General features: G+C 72.7%; 17 protein-coding genes. 5 read left to right on the top strand and 12 right to left on the bottom strand.

Features of this window, described 5'->3' with window-relative positions; genetic code table 11:
- Positions 1–58: 58 nt before the first annotated feature.
- Together FED44_RS27620 and FED44_RS27615 are read right to left on the bottom strand one after the other, a co-directional pair.
- Positions 59–580, bottom strand: coding sequence for an RNA polymerase sigma factor (locus FED44_RS27620; protein WP_117410429.1), 522 nt, complete (start codon positions 578–580; stop codon positions 59–61).
- Positions 581–626: 46 nt separating this feature from the next.
- Positions 627–1,658, bottom strand: a complete 1,032-nt coding sequence (locus FED44_RS27615; RefSeq protein ID WP_138462553.1) for a S8 family peptidase — start codon at positions 1,656–1,658, stop codon at positions 627–629.
- Positions 1,659–1,884: 226 nt separating this feature from the next.
- Between FED44_RS27615 and FED44_RS27610 the strand changes: the two genes are divergently transcribed.
- Positions 1,885–2,361 (top strand): DUF3145 domain-containing protein, encoded by a 477-nt coding sequence (locus tag FED44_RS27610; protein ID WP_030505681.1) that lies wholly within the window; start codon positions 1,885–1,887, stop codon positions 2,359–2,361.
- Between the two features lie 235 nt (positions 2,362–2,596).
- Here the strand turns inward: FED44_RS27610 and FED44_RS27605 are convergent, their stop codons facing one another.
- The 9 genes from FED44_RS27605 to FED44_RS27565 form a co-directional block, all read right to left on the bottom strand.
- A complete protein-coding gene (locus tag FED44_RS27605) occupies positions 2,597–4,033 on the bottom strand; it encodes an acyl-CoA carboxylase subunit beta (protein WP_138462552.1) in 1,437 nt (478 codons plus the stop codon).
- 14 nt (positions 4,034–4,047) lie between these two features.
- Positions 4,048–5,280: a beta-ketoacyl-ACP synthase II gene (fabF, locus tag FED44_RS27600; protein ID WP_117410426.1), complete on the bottom strand. Its 1,233-nt coding sequence runs from the start codon at positions 5,278–5,280 to the stop codon at positions 4,048–4,050.
- A gap of 89 nt (positions 5,281–5,369) precedes the next feature.
- On the bottom strand, positions 5,370–5,609 hold the full coding sequence (locus tag FED44_RS27595) for an acyl carrier protein (protein ID WP_117410425.1): 240 nt from the start codon (positions 5,607–5,609) through the stop codon (positions 5,370–5,372).
- 79 nt (positions 5,610–5,688) lie between these two features.
- The gene (locus tag FED44_RS27590) at positions 5,689–6,645 is read right to left on the bottom strand and encodes a beta-ketoacyl-ACP synthase III (protein ID WP_117410424.1); all 957 of its coding nucleotides are present in this window, start codon (positions 6,643–6,645) and stop codon (positions 5,689–5,691) included.
- On the bottom strand, positions 6,642–7,538 hold the full coding sequence (locus tag FED44_RS27585; RefSeq protein ID WP_138462551.1) for an ACP S-malonyltransferase: 897 nt from the start codon (positions 7,536–7,538) through the stop codon (positions 6,642–6,644). Before FED44_RS27585 ends, FED44_RS27590 begins: the two co-directional genes overlap by 4 nt.
- A gap of 117 nt (positions 7,539–7,655) precedes the next feature.
- Entirely contained in the window at positions 7,656–8,804 is a 1,149-nt protein-coding gene (locus FED44_RS27580) for a PucR family transcriptional regulator (RefSeq protein WP_117410432.1), read from the bottom strand.
- A gap of 167 nt (positions 8,805–8,971) precedes the next feature.
- Entirely contained in the window at positions 8,972–9,415 is a 444-nt protein-coding gene (locus FED44_RS27575) for a DUF350 domain-containing protein (RefSeq protein ID WP_117410422.1), read from the bottom strand.
- Between the two features lie 15 nt (positions 9,416–9,430).
- On the bottom strand, positions 9,431–10,594 hold the full coding sequence (locus FED44_RS27570) for a glutathionylspermidine synthase family protein (protein ID WP_138462550.1): 1,164 nt from the start codon (positions 10,592–10,594) through the stop codon (positions 9,431–9,433).
- A 3-nt stretch (positions 10,595–10,597) separates the two neighbouring features.
- On the bottom strand, positions 10,598–11,014 hold the full coding sequence (locus tag FED44_RS27565; protein WP_138462549.1) for a hypothetical protein: 417 nt from the start codon (positions 11,012–11,014) through the stop codon (positions 10,598–10,600).
- A 188-nt stretch (positions 11,015–11,202) separates the two neighbouring features.
- Between FED44_RS27565 and FED44_RS27560 the strand changes: the two genes are divergently transcribed.
- The 4 genes from FED44_RS27560 to FED44_RS27545 all read left to right on the top strand — a co-directional run bounded on the left by FED44_RS27560 (position 11,203) and on the right by FED44_RS27545 (position 14,265).
- The gene (locus FED44_RS27560) at positions 11,203–12,231 is read left to right on the top strand and encodes a PHP domain-containing protein (RefSeq protein ID WP_208759212.1); all 1,029 of its coding nucleotides are present in this window, start codon (positions 11,203–11,205) and stop codon (positions 12,229–12,231) included.
- Between the two features lie 47 nt (positions 12,232–12,278).
- The gene (locus tag FED44_RS27555) at positions 12,279–12,737 is read left to right on the top strand and encodes a helix-turn-helix transcriptional regulator (RefSeq protein ID WP_138462548.1); all 459 of its coding nucleotides are present in this window, start codon (positions 12,279–12,281) and stop codon (positions 12,735–12,737) included.
- A gap of 130 nt (positions 12,738–12,867) precedes the next feature.
- Positions 12,868–13,581: a helix-turn-helix transcriptional regulator gene (locus FED44_RS27550; protein ID WP_117410430.1), complete on the top strand. Its 714-nt coding sequence runs from the start codon at positions 12,868–12,870 to the stop codon at positions 13,579–13,581.
- Between the two features lie 288 nt (positions 13,582–13,869).
- Positions 13,870–14,265, top strand: coding sequence for a VOC family protein (locus tag FED44_RS27545; protein ID WP_117410418.1), 396 nt, complete (start codon positions 13,870–13,872; stop codon positions 14,263–14,265).
- Positions 14,266–14,691: 426 nt separating this feature from the next.
- Here the strand turns inward: FED44_RS27545 and FED44_RS27540 are convergent, their stop codons facing one another.
- Positions 14,692–16,566, bottom strand: a complete 1,875-nt coding sequence (locus FED44_RS27540) for a S1 family peptidase (protein WP_244302310.1) — start codon at positions 16,564–16,566, stop codon at positions 14,692–14,694.
- Between the last annotated feature and the right edge of the window lie 91 nt (positions 16,567–16,657).

Below are 16,657 nucleotides of genomic sequence, written 5' to 3'. Positions count from 1 at the left end.
TTATGTCTCGTCGTTCCGCTTCCACGTGGCCGCCCTGAGGGGCGGGCCCGGTTCCCGCTCAATCCGGTTCCTCCATCAGCGCGCGCAGGCGGGACATGCATCGGGCCCGGGTGGGCCCGATGCTGCCGACCGGCAGGTCGAGCCGGACCGCTATCTGGGCGTACCTCGCCTCGGGATGCAGCACGTAGAGGCGGATGAGCGAGCGGCAGGGCTCCCCGAGCAGGTCGAGCCGCCGCCACGCCTGCCTGCCCAGGTCGGCGTCGACCACGGCCGCCGTCGGGTCGGGCTGCGCCGGGTCCGGCACGTCCAGGTCGGAGACCACCTCGCCACGGGCCCTGCGGCTGAGCCTGGCGGCCTCGTGCCGGGTGGTGGTGACGAGCCAGGCGCCGACCCTGGCGGGGTCGCGGATGGCGCCCGCGTTCTCCACGAGCCGGAGCCAGGCGCACTGCACCGCGTCGGCGGCGTCGGCGGCGCTGAGCCCGAACGCCCGCGCGACGGCCCACATCCTGCCGTCGAACCGGGCGACCAGGTCCTCCCAGCCGGCCTGGTCGATGGTGGCGAACGAGTCGTCTGTCGGCATGTGGTCACTCTTCGCGCTCGGGGGAATGCGCATGGTGACAGGAACCCTATCGATCCCCGGTCGTCACGACCACCCCGAGATCCCCGGTCCGCCGGCCGTCCCGCAGCAGGCGTCGTACGGCCTGATCGGGCGGAACCTCCCGGCAGAGGCGGGCGACCACGCCGGAGACCACCGCGGCGGCGAAGGACGTGCCGCTCCATGAGGCGTAGCCGTGGAAGTCGCGGTGTTCCAGGAAGCTGCTGACGAGCCCGACGCCGGGCGCCCACACGTCCACCCAGGGCCCGTACGCCGAGAAGGGCGCGCGGGCGTCCCCGTCGAGCGCGCCGACCGCGAGGACGCCCGGCAGGGCGGCGGGCCAGAAGGGGCGGGCGGAGGCCGTGTTGCCTGCGCAGGCCACGACGGCGGGGAAGACGGCGAGCGCCTCGGCCAGTCCCAGCGGCGGACCGTCGTCGAAGGTGTGCCCTCCGAAGGAGAGGTTGAGCACGTCGGCCGGCCCGCCGCGCAGCAGGGAGAGGGCGCCGAGCAGCGCCGCCTCGTCGCCGATGCCGTCGCTGTCGAGGAGGCGTAGGGCGCGCAGGCGCGCGCCGGGAGCCTGCCGCAGGATGAGCCCGGCCACGAACGTGCCGTGCCCGGCCTGCCGGTCGAGCACGCCGTCGCCGTCGGCGTCGGGCGTCTCGGCGATGTCGTCGCGGTACCACCGCGCCAGCCAGGGATGCGGGGCGAGGCCGGTGTCGAGCACCGCGACGGTGACCTCGCAGGGCTCCCCCGGCTCGTACGGCGGTGGCGGCGCGGGGGAGGGGGGCCCGCCGGGCCCGCCGAAGAACAACGGCTGGCCCGACAGGACGTGGTTGGGGGAGGCGGCGTGCCCGCGGTCGCGAAGGGTGGCCGTCAGGTCGACCACGTCCGCGCCCGGCGCGAGCCGTACGCGGTGGACGCGGCCCGCCTCGGAGATCGGCCCGGGGAGCGGTTCGGCGGCGAGCGCCCACCGGGCCACGGCGGCGGGGGCGGAGGTCAGCAGTTCGCCGGGACGGATGAGGGCCGGACGCCCGGGGACGGGCTCGATGAGCCGGGTGCGCATGCGCGGGGCCTTTCCACGACCTTGCCTGGTTGATCGCGGAAGGTGTCATGCCCAATGCAAAGAGTTGCCAAGCACCATTCGGTATGACCCCCCTCTGGTGCCAGGCTGCGACGGACGGTAGTCTCTCCTACAGTCATCCAACCGTGATCATCTCAAACCGTGAGGCCGTTGGGGAAGGCGCACCTCATGCGAATTGGGAGGTCCGGTGGCTGCTGCTCGTGGCGTCCTGTACGTCCACTCGGCTCAGCCTGCGCTGTGCCCGCATATTGAGTGGGCCGTCGCAGGCGTTCTTGGCGTGCCCGTCGACCTGACGTGGACCGCCCAGCCCGCCGCGCCCGGGACCCTGCGGGCCCAGGCGGAGTGGGAGGGCCGTCCCGGCACCGCCGCGGCGATCACGTCATCGCTCATGGGCTGGCAGCGCATCCGCTTCGAGATCACCGAAGACGCCTCGCCGGGCGTCGACGGCTCCCGGCACGCCTACACGCCGACGCTGGGGGCCTTCACGGCCGTCGTCGGCGCGAACGGCGACATCCTGGTCCCCGAGGACCGGCTACGCAACGTCATGCTGATGGCGGCGCAGGGCCGGGTGGTCCTGGAGGACGAACTCGACCGCCTGCTCGGCAAGCAGTGGGACGAGGAGCTCGAGTCGTTCCGCTACGCGGGTGAGGGAGCCCCGGTCCGCTGGCTGCACGCCGCCGTCTGACCCTTCCGCCCGGTGCCACGCCGGTGCCACGTCGATGCCACGGGCGGCCCGGGCGGCCCGGGCGGCCCGGGCGGCCGGGCACCGCCCGCCTCGCGGAGCGGGCCCTGCTCACGATCGGATCACCCGGTGGCCGGGGCCGCGTCGCGTGGCGGTTCGCTCATGGAATCGGCGGCCGGGCGCGGAGACGCGGAAGCGCCGGTCCCCGTGACCGGGGGCCGGCGCTTCCGGAAAGCGATCAGAGCGGGATGTTGCCGTGCGCGCCGCGGGCCGGGGTGGCCTGGGCGAGCACCCGGGCGATCGCGCCGCGGGTCTTGGCCGGCTCGATGACCTCGTCGACCACACCGAGGTCGATGGCGCGCTGAAGGCCGCCCGCGGCCTTCTCGTGCTCCTCGGCCAGCCGGGCCTCCAGCGCGGCCCGCTCCTCCTCCGGCACGGCGGCGATCTCGCGCCGCTTGATGATCCGCACCGCCGCGACCGCGCCCATGACCGCCACCTCCATGGTCGGCCAGGCGAACACGCGGGTCGCGCCGAGCGAGCGGGAGTTCATCGCGATGTACGCCCCGCCGTACGCCTTACGGGTGATCAGCGTGACGCGGGGCACGGACGCCTCGGCGAAGGCGTGCAGCAGCTTCGCGCCGCGCCGGACGACGCCGTCGTGCTCCTGGCCGACGCCGGGGAGGTAGCCCGGCACGTCCACCAGCACGACCAGAGGCACCCCGAAGGCATCACACATCCGGACGAACCGGGCGGCCTTCTCCGCCGAGGCGGAGTCGAGGCAGCCGCCGAGCCGCATGGGGTTGTTGGCGATGACGCCGACGGTGCGGCCGCCGAGGCGGCCCAGGGTGGTCACGATGTTCGGCGCCCACTTGGGCTGAAGCTCCACGCCGGGGTCGTCGAGCAGGCCCTTGACCAGGGGATGCACGTCGTACGCGCGGCGGGGGTTCTCGGGGAGCACGTCGCCGAGGTCGACCTCGTCCACCTCGCGCATCCGGCCCTGGTGGCCGAGGAGACCGGCGAGCTGGCGGGCCTTCAGCAGGGCCTCGGGCTCGTCCTTCGTCACGACGTGGACGACGCCGCTGCGCTTGCTGTGCGGCTCCGGGCCGCCCAGGGCGGCCATGTCGATCTGCTCGCCGGTGACGCTGCGCACGACGTCGGGGCCGGTGACGAAGATGCGGCCGTTGTCGGCCAGGATCACGATGTCGGTCAGGGCCGGGCCGTACGCGGCGCCGCCGGCCGCGGGGCCGACGACGACGGAGATCTGGGGGACGACACCGGAGGCCTTGGTCATGGCGGCGAACACCCGGCCCACGGCGTGCAGCGACTCCACGCCCTCGGCGAGGCGGGCGCCGCCGCAGTGCCAGACGCCGATGACCGGCACCCGCTCGCGGACGGCCACGTCGTAGGCGTGGACGATGTGCTCGCAGCCCTCCGCGCCCATCGCGCCGCCCTGGATGCGGGCGTCGCTGCAGAACGCCACGACCGGCACGCCGTCCACCCGGCCGGTCACGGCCAGCACGCCGCTCCTGTCCTCGGGGGTGATCGGCCGGATCGAGCCCTCGTCCAGCAGGTGCCCGAGTCGCACCAGGGGGTCGCGGGAGTCGACGGCCGCCGCTTCGGCGGTCTCGGCCGCTGTCCCCCTGCCGGCCGCCGTCCCGCTGTCGAGCACAGTCATTCGAGACTCCCTTGTCAAACGGTCGTGAAGGCCACGGCGACGTTGTGTCCGCCGAACCCGAAGGAGTTGTTCACGGCCGCGATCTGCCCCCCAGGCAGGTCGCGCGGCTTGTCGCACACGATCTCGACGTCGACGCCGTCGTCCAGGTCCTCCAGGTTGATCGTGGGGGGGACGACCCGCTCGGACAGCGTTTTGATCGTGAAGACCGACTCGATGCCGCCGGCGCCGCCGAGCAGGTGCCCGGTCATCGACTTGGTCGAGGTGACGAGGACGTGCGAGCCGAACGACTTCTCGACCGCCTGGGCCTCGATCACGTCGCCCGCGGGGGTGGAGGTGGCGTGCGCGTTGACGTGCAGGATGTCGCGTCCGGTCAGCCCCGCGTCGGTCATGGCCTGGGTCATCGCCATGACGACCCCCCGGCCCTCGGGCTCCGGCTGGGTGATGTGGTGGGAGTCGGCGGACATGCCGAGGCCCGCCACCTCGGCGTAGATCCGGGCGCCGCGGGCCACCGCGTGCTCGTACGACTCCAGCACGATCAGGCCCGCGCCCTCGCCGAGGACGAAGCCGTCACGGCCGCGGTCCCAGGGGCGGGAGGCCCGCTCGGGCTCGTCGTTACGGGTCGACATGGCCCGGGCCGCCGCGAAGGCCGCCACGTTCAGCGGGTGGATCGCCGCCTCCGTGCCGCCCGCCATGACGACGTCCGCCCGGCCGGCGCGGATCATCTCCAGCGCGTACCCGATGGCCTCGGCGCCGGAGGCGCAGGCGGAGACGGTGGCGTGCACGCCGGCCCTGGCGCCCAGTTCGAGGCCCACCCAGGCCGCCGGGCCGTTGGGCATCAGCATGGGCACGGTGAACGGCGACAGCCGCTGCCAGCCCCGCTCCTTGAAGGTGTCGTAGGCCGACAGCGTCGTGCCGATGCCGCCGATGCCGCTGGAGACGCAGACCCCGAGCCGCTCGGCGGGAACCTCGGGGGCACCCGCGTCCTGCCATGCCTGGCGGGCGGCGATCAGCGCGAACTGCTCGCTGCGGTCGAGCCTGCGGGCCTCCGGCCGCGGCAGGACCTCGGCCGGATCGACGGCCGCCACGCCGGCGAACTTCACCGGCACGGAGTCGACCCAGTCCTCGGTGAGCGGGCGGATGCCCGACCGCCCCTCGAGGAGCGCCGACCAGGTCGATGCGACGTCTCCACCGAGGGGCGTCGTCGCGCCGAGCCCGGTGACCACGACACGTACCCGGTCCTTACTCACTTCGTCTGCACTCCTCTTGCTTTTCGGGGCGTGAAGGGACCAGACGCGCCCGGCCGCTCCCGGTGCGGGAGCGGGGCACGTCCGGCGGTTCAGCTCTGGATGAAGTTGATGACGTCCTTGACGGTCTTCAGGTGCTTGAGCTGGTCGTCGGGGATCTCGACGCCGAACTCGTCCTGGGCCGCGACGGCGATCTCGACCATGGAGAGCGAGTCGATGTCGAGGTCGTCCACGAAGCTCTTCTCCGGCGTGACCTCCGCGGCCGGGATGCCGGTGATCTCGTTCACGATCTTGCCGAGGCCCGCGAGGATCTCCTGCTCGGTCAGTGCCATGTCGCGACTTCTCCTTGTTGTGTTTTCCTGGTTCGTCTGGGTCGCCCCAGATCCGTACGGCGGGCCGTACGGGGGTCTCTCAGGGGATCTCGATCACCTGAGAGGCGTAGGTGAGGCCGGCGCCGAAGCCCAGCAGCAGGGCCAGCCCGCCCGACGCGACCTCGCCGCGCTCGATCATGCGGGAGAGCGCGAGCGGGATGGATGCGGCCGAGGTGTTGCCGGCGAGCACGATGTCCTTGGCGACGACGGCCTTGTCGGCGCCGATCTTACGGGCGATGGCCTCGACGATCCGCAGGTTCGCCTGGTGGGGGACGAAGGCGGCCAGGTCGGCGGGGTCCACACCGGCACGCTCGCAGGCGAGCCTGGCCACCGGGTGAAGGCTGGTCGTGGCCCAGCGGAACACCGCCTGGCCCTCCTGGTGGAGGAAGGAACTCCGGTCCTTGATCATGATCGCGTCGGCCTTGTCGCCGGCGCTGCCCCAGGCCACCGGGCCGATGCCCGGCCGGTCGGAGGGGCCCACGACGGCGGCGCCCGCGCCGTCCGCGAAGATCACGGCGGTCGACCGGTCGTCGCCGTCGACCCACTGGCTGAGCTTCTCGCTGCCCACCACCAGCACGTTGGTCGCCGAGCCCGTCCGTACGGCGTCCGACGCGGCGGCCAGGGCGTAGCAGAACCCGGCGCAGGCGGCGTTCAGGTCGTAGGCGCCGGGAGCGGTGACGCCCAGCCGGTGGGCGACGCGGCCGGCGGTGTTGGGGATGGGCGCCTCGGGTGTGCAGGTCGCCACGATCACCAGGTCGATGTCGTCGCTCGACAGGCCGCTGGCGGCCAGCGCCTTGCCGCCCGCCTGGACCGCGAGGTCGATCTCCGACTCCTCCGGCCCGGCGATGCGGCGTTCCCTGATCCCGACGCGGCTCTGGATCCACTCGTCGCTGGTGTCGATCCGCGCGGCGAGGTCGTCGTTGGTGACGACCCGCGCGGGCTGGTAGCCGCCGAACGCGAGGATCCGCGCGGCGGGGGCGCCCTGGCCGAGCCTCATCCGAGCACCTCCTTGGCCGTGTCGAGGTCGGCGGGGGTCTTGAGCGCGACCGTCCTGACGCCGGGCATGGCGCGCTTGGCCAGGCCCGTCAGCGTGCCGCCGGGCAGCAGTTCGATCATGGTGGTGACCCCCCGCTCGGCCATCGTCGCCATGCAGGCGTCCCACCGGACCGGGTTGGCGACCTGGGTCACCAGCCGCTGCAGGAACTCGCCCCCGGCGTCGACCGCCGCGCCGTCCGCGTTGGACAGCAGCGTGATCGACGGCTCGGCGGGGGTGACGGTCGCGGCCTCGGCGCGCAGGTGGTCCACGGCGGGGGCCATGTGGACGGTGTGGAAGGCTCCGGCGACCGCCAGGGAGCGCACCCGCGCCCTGGCCGGCGGGTCGGCCGCGAACGCCTCCAGGCGCTCCAGCGTGCCGCCCGCGACGATCTGGCCCGCGCCGTTGATGTTCGCGGGGGTGAGGCCGTGCCTGTCGAGCGCGGCCAGCACCTCGTCCTCGGCCCCGCCGAGCACCGCGCTCATGCCGGTCGCGGTGACGGAGGCGGCCTTGGCCATCGCCAGCCCGCGCTCCCGCACCAGGGAGAGGGCCTGCTCGGCGGTCAGCACCCCGGCGATCGCGGCGGCGGCGAACTCGCCCACGCTGTGCCCGGCGACCAGGTCCGGCCGTACGCCCAGCGTCTCGAAGGACGCCAGGGCCGCCGCCACCAGCAGGGGCTGGGCGACCGCGGTGTCGCGGATCTCGTCGGCCCCGGCGGCCGTCCCGTACGACGCGAGATCGAGGCCCACGATGTCGGACCACGCGGAGATCCGGTCCCGGAACGCGGGGATCTCAAGCCACGGACTGAGGAATCCTGGGGTTTGGGCGCCTTGGCCCGGAGCGACGATGACGAGCACGTACTCAACCCTGCCCTGTAGAGGTTCACCACACTGATGGAGATCCGAACGAACTTTGTGGAGGTCGCGTTGTGGGGTACCTACAGTTTCGGTGTCGGGAAGGTTAAGACACGCGGCTCAGGTTACGGACAGGCGACCGAGTATGAGACCAACTTGGAGGGTGAATGCGGACCTGCCCTCCGTCGGCTGGTATCCGGTCAGCTCCGTGATCTTCCGTAGACGGTACCGCACCGTGTTGGGATGGACGAACAGCAGGCGCGCGGTCGCCTCCAGCGAGGTGCCCTGCTCCAGGTAGGTCGCGAGGGTGTCGAGCAGCGGGGTCCCGGCCAGCGGCTTGTAGACGTTCTCCACGAGCTGGGCGCGGGCGTCCTCGTCGCCGTCCAGGGCGCGCTCGGCCAGCAGGTCCTCGGCCAGCACGGGCCGGGGCGCGTCGGGCCAGCCGGCCGCGGCGCGCAGCCCGGCGATGGCGGCGCGGGCCGACCGGGCCGCCGCATGCAGGTCGGGCACCTCCGGCCCGATCACGACCGGGCCGGCCCCGAAGCGCGACACGACGCCGCGCGCCGCGTCCTTGACGCCGTCCGCCCCGCCCACGATCACGATGAGCCGGTCGCCCTGCACGCCGGCCAGCAGTTCGTGGCCGATGCGGCGGCCCTTGTCGCGCAGCCCGTCGATGACGCTCTGCGGGTCCTCGTCCGGGGCGAACCCCGCGAAGACGACGACCGGCGCGGAGGTCCAGCCGAGCGCGGCGGCCCACGAGTGCAGGCCGTCGTCGACCTGGCCGCGCACCAGCGCGTCCACGATCAGCGCCTCCAGCCGCGCGTCCCACGAGCCGCGCGCCTCCGCCTCCCTGGCGTACACCTGGGCGGCGGCGAAGGCGACGTCGCGCGTGTAGCGCAGCATCGCGTGCCGCAGCAGCTCCGCGCCGCCGGGCGCGGCCAGCTCCTCCACCTGCGCCTCGACGACCTCGACGACGATGCGGACGAGGTCGACCGTCTGCTGGAGCGAGACGCTGCGCTTCAGCTCGCGCGGCGCGGTGCCGAAGAACTCGATGCTCGGCGTCGGCCTGCCCTCGCCCGCGTGGCCGAACCACTCCACGAACGCCGCGATGCCGGCCTGCGCCACCAGCCCGACCCACGACCTGTCCTCCGCCGACAGCGCCCGGTACCAGGCGAGCCGCTCCTCCATCCGGGCCATCGCGGCGGTCCCCAGGCTGCCCATGGCACGGTCGAGCCGCCGCGCCGTGTCCTCCCGGATCCTGTCGCTCATCGGCACCTCGTCCCCGGCCCCCCGGGTGACTCCGTCGCTCTGCCCGTCCGTACGCACCTGTCCGCCGTTTCGCGCGCCCCGTTCGCTCACGTCCCCTAGCGTGCCAGGTCGCCGCGCGGAACGCGCTCCCGGTCCCGTACGGCGCGTTGCGGCGGCCGGCGGGGACCTCAGATGACGGCGACCGCCGTGATGAGGCCGATGAAGAAGTGCGTCACCCCGAGGAGCACGGCGGCGGGCCGCAACGCCTCGTCGCGGACCAGCTCACGCACCGAGATCCCCGCGACCTTGTCGAAGGCGACCATGCCGAGCGTCTGCACGGCGATGCCGACGAGCCCGAACACGAGCGTCGCGAGCAGGCCCTCGCGCAGTTCGCCGCCGGACGACCAGATGGACGCCGCCACGATGAGCGCCACGCCGGCCACGCTGGAGGTGGCGAGCACGGTCGCGTTGGGGTTGCGGTCGGTGCGGATCACCGTGCTGAGCCTGCCGGGGATCGCCAGGTCCACGACGTAGAACCCGGCGACGAGCAGCAGCACGCCCAGGACGGCGTACGAGACGATCGCCAGGGCGCCGTGGCCGAGCACGCCGGCGAGCGAGGTGGTGGTGTTCACGGGGGGCCTTCGCTTTCAGCCGTGGATGCGGTGGGGGACGAAAGAGGACGTGTCGTCGGTGACGAGGCCGGAGGTCTCCCGGATGCCTAGCCCGGCCGCCTCGTCGTCGATCACCCAGGCTCCGAGCACCGGACGCCAGCCGTCGAAGACCGGCAGCGGCCGGAACTCCTGGTAGACGAAGCCCTCGGCGCCGTAGTCGCCGTGGGTCTCCAGCTCGACGCCGGGCGCGGAGATGCGCATGGAGGCGCCTTCGCGGCCGAGCAGCGGCTTGCGCGCGTAGCCCGGCCCGGAGGCCAGCTCACGGGGACCGTCGAGATAGGCGGGAAGCAGGTTGGGGTGGCCGGGGTACAGCTCCCAGAGGATCGCCAGCAGGGCCTTGTTGGACAGCAGCATCTTCCACAGCGGCTCGATCCAGGTCATGGAGACCTGCTGCGCCAGGGCCTGCGGGGCGAACGGCTCGGCGACGAGCCACTCCCAGGGATACAGCTTGCACAGCGTGCGGATGACCCGGTGCTCCATGTCGACGAACCGGTGGTTGAGCGCGTCCCAGCCGATGTCCTCCATCGCGACCGCGGCGGTGGTCAGGCCGGCCTGCTCCGCGGTCTCCTGGAGATAGCCGACGGTCATCGCCTCCTCGCCCGTCTCGTCGGCGCTGGTCCACCCGAAGTGGACCGGGCCGGTCTGGAGCGTGAGGGACTTCCAGCGGTCCACGAGGCGCTCGTGGATCGAGTTCCACTGGTCGTCGCCGGGATGGACGTCCTTCAGCCAGAACCACTGCACGACGGAGGTCTCGACCAGGCTCGTCGGGGTGTCGGCGTTGTACTCCAGCAGCTTGGCCGGGCCGGTGCCGTCGTAGCGCAGATCGAAGCGGCCGAACAGGTGCGGGTCGCGCCGCCGCCACGACTCGGCGACGGCCGCACGGCAGTGCGGGGGGATGCCGAGATCGGCGTACCGGTCGTGGGTCACGACGTGGTCGGCCGCGGCCAGGCACATCCGGTGCAGCTCCTCGACCTGGTCCTCCAGGCGGAGCACCTCGTCCAGCGTGAAGACGTAGTGGACGCCTTCGTCCCAGTAGGGCCGGCTGAGGCCCTCGGGATGGGCGGACCGGTGGAACGCCAGGCCCTGCGACTCGATGATCGCCGCCCAGTCCTCCCTGGGCGCCGAGGTCCGCCTGCGCACCCCTCAGCCACCGCCGCCGCTGTGGAACCCGAACCCGCCCCGCTGGACCACCCGTCCCGTACGGCTGGTGATCTTCGCGTCGGCGGGCCGCACCGTCGTGCCGTTGTGGACCCGGGCGCCCGTGCGGCTGCCGCCGTAGTACCAGCGGTACGCGCCGTGCGAGCCGCCGTAGTGCCGATGGTCGTCGTCGCAGTAGTCGTCGTCGACGACCATGTAGGAGCCGTCCGGGTTGCGCGTCGAGGTGTCGACGCAGTCCGCGCCGACCTCCTCGTAGTCGTCCTGGGCCGCGCAGAAGCCGACGAGCAGCACCGACAGCACGCCCAGCGTGCCGAGCTTGACCGCCGTGGACGACTTGCCGCCGCCCTCGGGCGGCGGCGGAGGCTTGCGCCCCGCCTGGCGCGCCTGCCACTGCGCGCCCATCGCCAGGGGATGCGGCGGCGGCAAGGAACCGCCGGGGGGCGGTGTTCCGCGTGGGGGGCTGTCCCGGGGCTCTGGCAATCCGGCTCCTGCTGTCGAGATCGGCACACACTATCGTCTCGTTGGACGAACGGGACAGTCTGGTCCGAGGTTCCGGATCGGGGCAGGCGGCGCCGGGTAGCGTGCCCGGTGTGGACCCAGTCGAGGCGCTCAAGCGCATCGCCTTCCTGCTGGAGCGGGCCGGCGAGCCGACCTACCGCGTGCGCGCCTTCCGCGGCGCCGCCGCCGCGATCGAGGACCTGCCCCGGGAGGAGCTGGTACGGCTCGCGCGCACCGGCGGCCTGACGGACCTGAAGGGCGTCGGCAAGGTCACGTCCCTCGCCGTCGCCGAGGCGCTGGACGGCGCCGTGCCGACGTACCTGCGGCGGCTGGAGGACACCGCAGGCACCGACCTGGACGAGGCCGCCCGGGCCCTGCGGTCCGCGCTGCGCGGCGACCTCCACAGCCACTCGGACTGGTCCGACGGAGGATCGCCCATCGAGGAGATGGCCGCCGCCGCCCGCGAGCTCGGCCACGAGTACCTGGCGCTGACCGACCACTCGCCCCGGCTGACGGTGGCGCACGGCCTGTCCGCCGACCGGCTGCGGCGGCAGCTCGACGTGGTCGCCGAACTCAACGAGCGGTACGCGGGGGACGGAGGCCCGCCGTTCCGCGTCCTCACCGGCATCGAGGTGGACATCAACACCGACGGCTCGCTCGACCAGGAGCCCGAGCTGCTCGGACGGCTCGACGTCGTGGTGGCCAGCGTCCACTCGCTGCTGCGGATGGACGCCGGCGCCATGACGCGGCGGATGGTCACGGCGGTGGCCGACCCGAACGTGGACGTCCTCGGGCACTGCACGGGCAGGGTGGTGAAGGGCCGCGGACGGCCCGAGTCGAGCTTCGACGCCGAGATCGTCTTCGAGGCGTGCCGGAGGTTCGGGGTGGCAGTGGAGATCAACTCGCGGCCCGACCGGCTCGACCCGCCCAAGCGCCTGCTGCGCCTCGCGTACGAGATCGGCTGCGACTTCGCGATCGACTCCGACGCGCACGCCCCGGGCCAGCTCGACTGGCAGCGGTTCGGCTGCGAGCGGGCGGCCCTGTGCGGCATCCCGGCGGAACGCATCCGCAACACCCGGCCGTGGGGCACTTGGGGTGATAGGGCTGTGGCCTCTGGGTGAGGGGTGTTGTACCGGTCTGTCCGGACTGATCGACGTAGCGTCGAATCATGAAACGCCGCGACGCGCTGGTGAAGGAGCTGGAGGCCGGCGGCTGCCTGCCGGCCCGCGAGCTCGCCACGCGCCTCGGGGTCAGTAAGAGCACGGTCGTGCGCGACGTGGCCAGACTCCGGGAGGCCGGCGTCCCCATCCGGCTCGACCAGGGCGGGTACGCGCTCGCGGGGCCGGACACGGTGAAACGGGCGATCGACCGGGCGCTGCGCGGGCGGCACGTGCTGCGCCTGGAGTACGCCGACGGCAAGGGCGTGGCGACCGTCAGGGACGTCGAGCCCAGCGTCTGCCTCGGCGGCAGGGGCGGGCACTGGTATCTGGTGGCCTGGTGCCGGCTACGTGAGGACGTGCGGGTCTTCCGGCTCGACCGGATCTCCTGGGCGGAGGTCGCCGAGGAGCGCTTCCCCGAGCCGGGCCGCGACCTCCTGGCCGAACTCGCCGAAGCCGCCGGCGGGTGACCGGGGCACCGGCCGGCACCTGATCGTCAGGGCGGGGAGCAGGCCCGATGGGGGTCGAAGCAGAGCCGGGGACGGCCGGAGTCGAACGGGTCAGCGAGAAATGTCGGTGGGGTGGCCTACCTTCGGGGGCGTGAACCGTACCGACCGGCTCTACGCGATCGTCGAGGACCTGCGGGCGATCTCCCCGCGCTGCCGGTCCGCGCGTGAGCTCGCCCAGCGTTTCGAGGTGAGCTCGCGGACCATCGAGCGGGACATCTCCGCGCTGCAGCAGGCCGGCGTGCCCATCTACGCCGAGGTCGGGCGCAGGGGAGGATACGCACTGGACAGGAGCATGTCCCTGCCCCCGCTCAACTTCACCCCCGCAGAGGCCGTCGCGGTGGCGATCGCCCTCAGCCGCACCGAACAGCAGCCCTTCGCCGACGAGGCGCGCAGCGCGCTGCGCAAGCTCGTCGCCGCCATGCCCGGTCCGGAGGGGGAGCGCGCCCGTCAGCTGGCGGCCCGCGTCCAGATCCTGACCGACGAGAAGCCGGAGTCGCGGTACACCGGGTCCATCGGTCGGGTCATCGAGGAGGCCCTGCTCAAGGGCCTCGTCCTGCGCATCCGGTACGCCGACGCCCAGAGCGTGCTCACTACCAGGGACGTCGAGCCCGGAGCGTTCGTCGGCGGGCGGAGCGGGTGGTGGTATCTGGTGGCGTGGTGCCGCCTGCGCGACGCCGTCCGCGTCTTCCGGCTCGACCGGATCGCGGACGCCGCCCTCACCGAGGAGCCGGTGCCCGGACGGCCTCTGGAGGCCTTCGACGCCGACATACCGCACATGATCGCGCGAACTCCGGCACTGGACTGAGGGAATTCGAAAAAATGTTCGTGAGGAAGTGGAAACACCGACAGGGGGGTGTCGCGAGGCGCTGGGAGTCTCTACTCATGCGAGCGGCGCACGGGTCCCGGCCCGGTCCGGCCCGATCTGTCCGCCCGCCCGCATCGCTCAACCCGCCGCCCGGCCTGCTCGCACGGAAACACGTGTGCTCGCACGGAAGCACGTGCGCTCGCATGGAAACAGCGCGCAGCAGCACCGGGAGGAGGCGCTGAGCGGCTCCACAGGACTTCGCAGGACTTCACAGGAAGAGAACGGACGATGACGACTCCCGCCGAGCCCGCAGTCAACACGGTCGCCTGGTTCGAGATCGCGAGCGACGACCCCGAGGGCGTCCAGCGGTTCTACGGCGACCTGTTCGGCTGGCGCTTCCGGACCGACGAGAACTCCGCCGCGATGGGCATGGACTACCGGCTCATCAGCTACGCGGGTGACGACGAGGTGCAGGGCGGAGTGTTCGCCACCCGCGGCGACATCCCCGGCCACGCCGTCTTCACCGTGCTGGTGCGGGACGTCGTGGAGACCTGCCGACAGGTGGAGGCCCTCGGCGGAAAGGTGCTCAGCGAGGTCGTGGGCAACGACGGCGGACCCGACTTCGCCTACCTCCACGACACGTCGGGCAACCTCTTCGGCGTCTTCGCCCCCGCCGCCTCCTGACCACCCTCATGTCCACACTCCCGGAGACGGGCGGCCCGGCGCCCGTGCATTGCCGCGGGATTCGCACCTCCCGGCAGGCGATGCCTGGCCGGTGGCCGACAGTGGCGGGTGAGCGAGTGCCGAATCAGTGAGCTTCGCGACGGCCGGTGAGACCGGCCGGAGCGTACCGAGGCCGTCCGGACGCCCGCCGGGACTTCGTCCCGTGCTTCCCCTGCGGCGCCTTTCCCCCCGGGTCCTTCCCCTCCGGGCCGTCAAGGGCGCACGGACGGCCCTTCCCCGCCCTGGCCGCGTACGCCCCTTCCGGGCGGGCCGGGCGGGCACGCCGGCCGTCCGCACGGGGTGCCCGTGCGGACGGCCGGCGGAGGCTTCACCTCGCGTGCCCGGCGGAGCTGAGGGCGTGGGGAAGACGCCCTCCTGCCCGGCGCGTCACGCGTCCGGCTGACGGTGCTGCAACTGGCGGCGCAGCTCGGCGATCTCCCGCTCCAGGTCGGCGACCTGGGGAGCGTCGCTGCCCGCGGGGGCCTGCGCCGGGCCGGCCTGAGGCGGCTGCGGGCGGGCCGGCTGCTGCGCGTACGGCGAGGGAGCGGGGCGCACGTACTGCGTCGCGCCGTCGGGCCGCCGGGGCTCCGCACCCTCGCCCGGCCGCTGGGGGTCGTACCCTCCGGGACGCGGGGGCTCGTAGCCGCCGCCGGGGCGCTGGGCGTCGCCGCCGGCCGGCGGCAGGCTCTGCGGCTGCCAGCCCTGGGGGAGCACCTGGCCGTTCACCGGCTGCTGTCCGTAGCCGCCGCCCACCTGCGCCGGGTAGGAGGCGCCGTTCGGGCCGGGGAAGGGGCCCCCGCCGTACGAGGGCGTGGGCGCCTGGCCCTGCGGGGAGGCGGACGCCTTCCCGCGCCTGCGCAGCACGAGCAGCAGCAGGAGGCCGCCGCCGACCACGACCAGGGCGCCGGCTCCGATCGCGAGCCACACCCACATCGGCTGCGGGGTCTCGTCCTTGCCCGACGAGATCGCCTGCTGGGAGTCGGTGATGTACTTCGCGACGTACGGGTGCGCCGGGAACAACGCCTGGACCTCGCGGAACTTCGGCAGCGCGTCCTTGTAGTGCCGCAGGAAGAAGTCGTCGAGCGCCTCGTTGTACTTCGTCGTGGTCATCGACGCGGAGGGCCTGATGTTCTTCTCGTTGAGCTTCTCCTTGATGACCGAGACCGGGAGCACGAAGCTCTCGTTCTCCGACGCCTCGCCGTTCTCGCTGACGGTGCCGGCGATCAGCATGCCGACGACCTTGCCCGCACGGCTGAAGACCGGGCCGCCGGAGTTGCCGTGGTAGGAGGGCGCCTGCGTCTGGATGTACGGCACCCCCTCCTGCGTGGTGCGCTTGGCGTTGTACGGCCCCTCGGTCAGCGCGGGGTCGAGCTTCGACTCGACGCTGAACCACGGGGTGTTGGTCACCAGGCCGGGGAAGCCGCTGATGTAGAGCGTGTTGCCGGTCTGCACGTCCGCGTCGTCGCCGAGCGGGACCGTCGGCAGGTTCTGCTGGCCGTTGACCTTGAGCAGGGCGAAGTCCTTGCCCGGGTAGCTCTCGCCCACCGACACCAGCTCGGCCGGGACCTCCTTGGCCGTCTTGTCGACGCCGCCGCCGGGGAGACTCTGCAGCACCGACAGACTCTTCTGCAGGCCGCGGATCTGCAGGTGGTTGGTGTTGAAGGTGACGTAGACCTGCTGGGCGAGCTCGAGAAGCTCCTTGTCGGCCTCGATGCCCTGCAGGCCGTTGATGATCTCCTTGGCGTCCTGCTTGTTGAACTTCTGCAGCGCCTGCTGGGCGAAGGTCTGCGACAGCTCGTCGTCGCTCATCTCGACGCAGTGCGCGCCGGTGACCATGTAGCCGTCGGGGGTCACCCACCAGCCCGTGCACATGCCGCCGACCTGCGCCTTGGCGGTGCGTTCCGGGGTGACGGGCTGGAGGTACCGGTCGACGTCGGCCGCCATGCGCTGGAACAGGAACTTGGCGATGCTGCGTTCGTCGGAGGGGATCTTGCCGGAGATCACCGCCTGGGTGGCCTCGTCGACCAGCTGCTGGAACGGTCCCTGCTTGACCTGGCTGGTCGGGACGACGACCTCGCCCGAGTAGGTGAGGCTGGTGAGCTGGACGGCCGGGTGCGTGCGCGCGGCCAGTTTGGTGCCCACGGGCACCTCGTCTGCGGTGTCCGCCGAAGCGGGAGCGGCGGTGACGACCACGGCGACGGCCGCCAGCGCGGCCATCCCTCCGGTCAGTCTGCCGAGATATTTTCTGAACGTTCCATCCACGGCAGCAATCGTGGAGGTTTGGTCTTGTTTCTTGCTTGGAGGTGGCTTGGGACTGCTTGGAACCCCTCCCGGAAGCCAACCGCAAGCCTGC

The sequence above is a fragment of the Microbispora triticiradicis genome, from assembly GCF_005864065.1.
GTDB classification, from domain to species: Bacteria; Actinomycetota; Actinomycetes; order Streptosporangiales; family Streptosporangiaceae; genus Microbispora; species Microbispora triticiradicis.
Note: the sequence above shows the minus strand (reverse complement) of the source record. Positions and strands in the feature narration are given on the sequence as shown.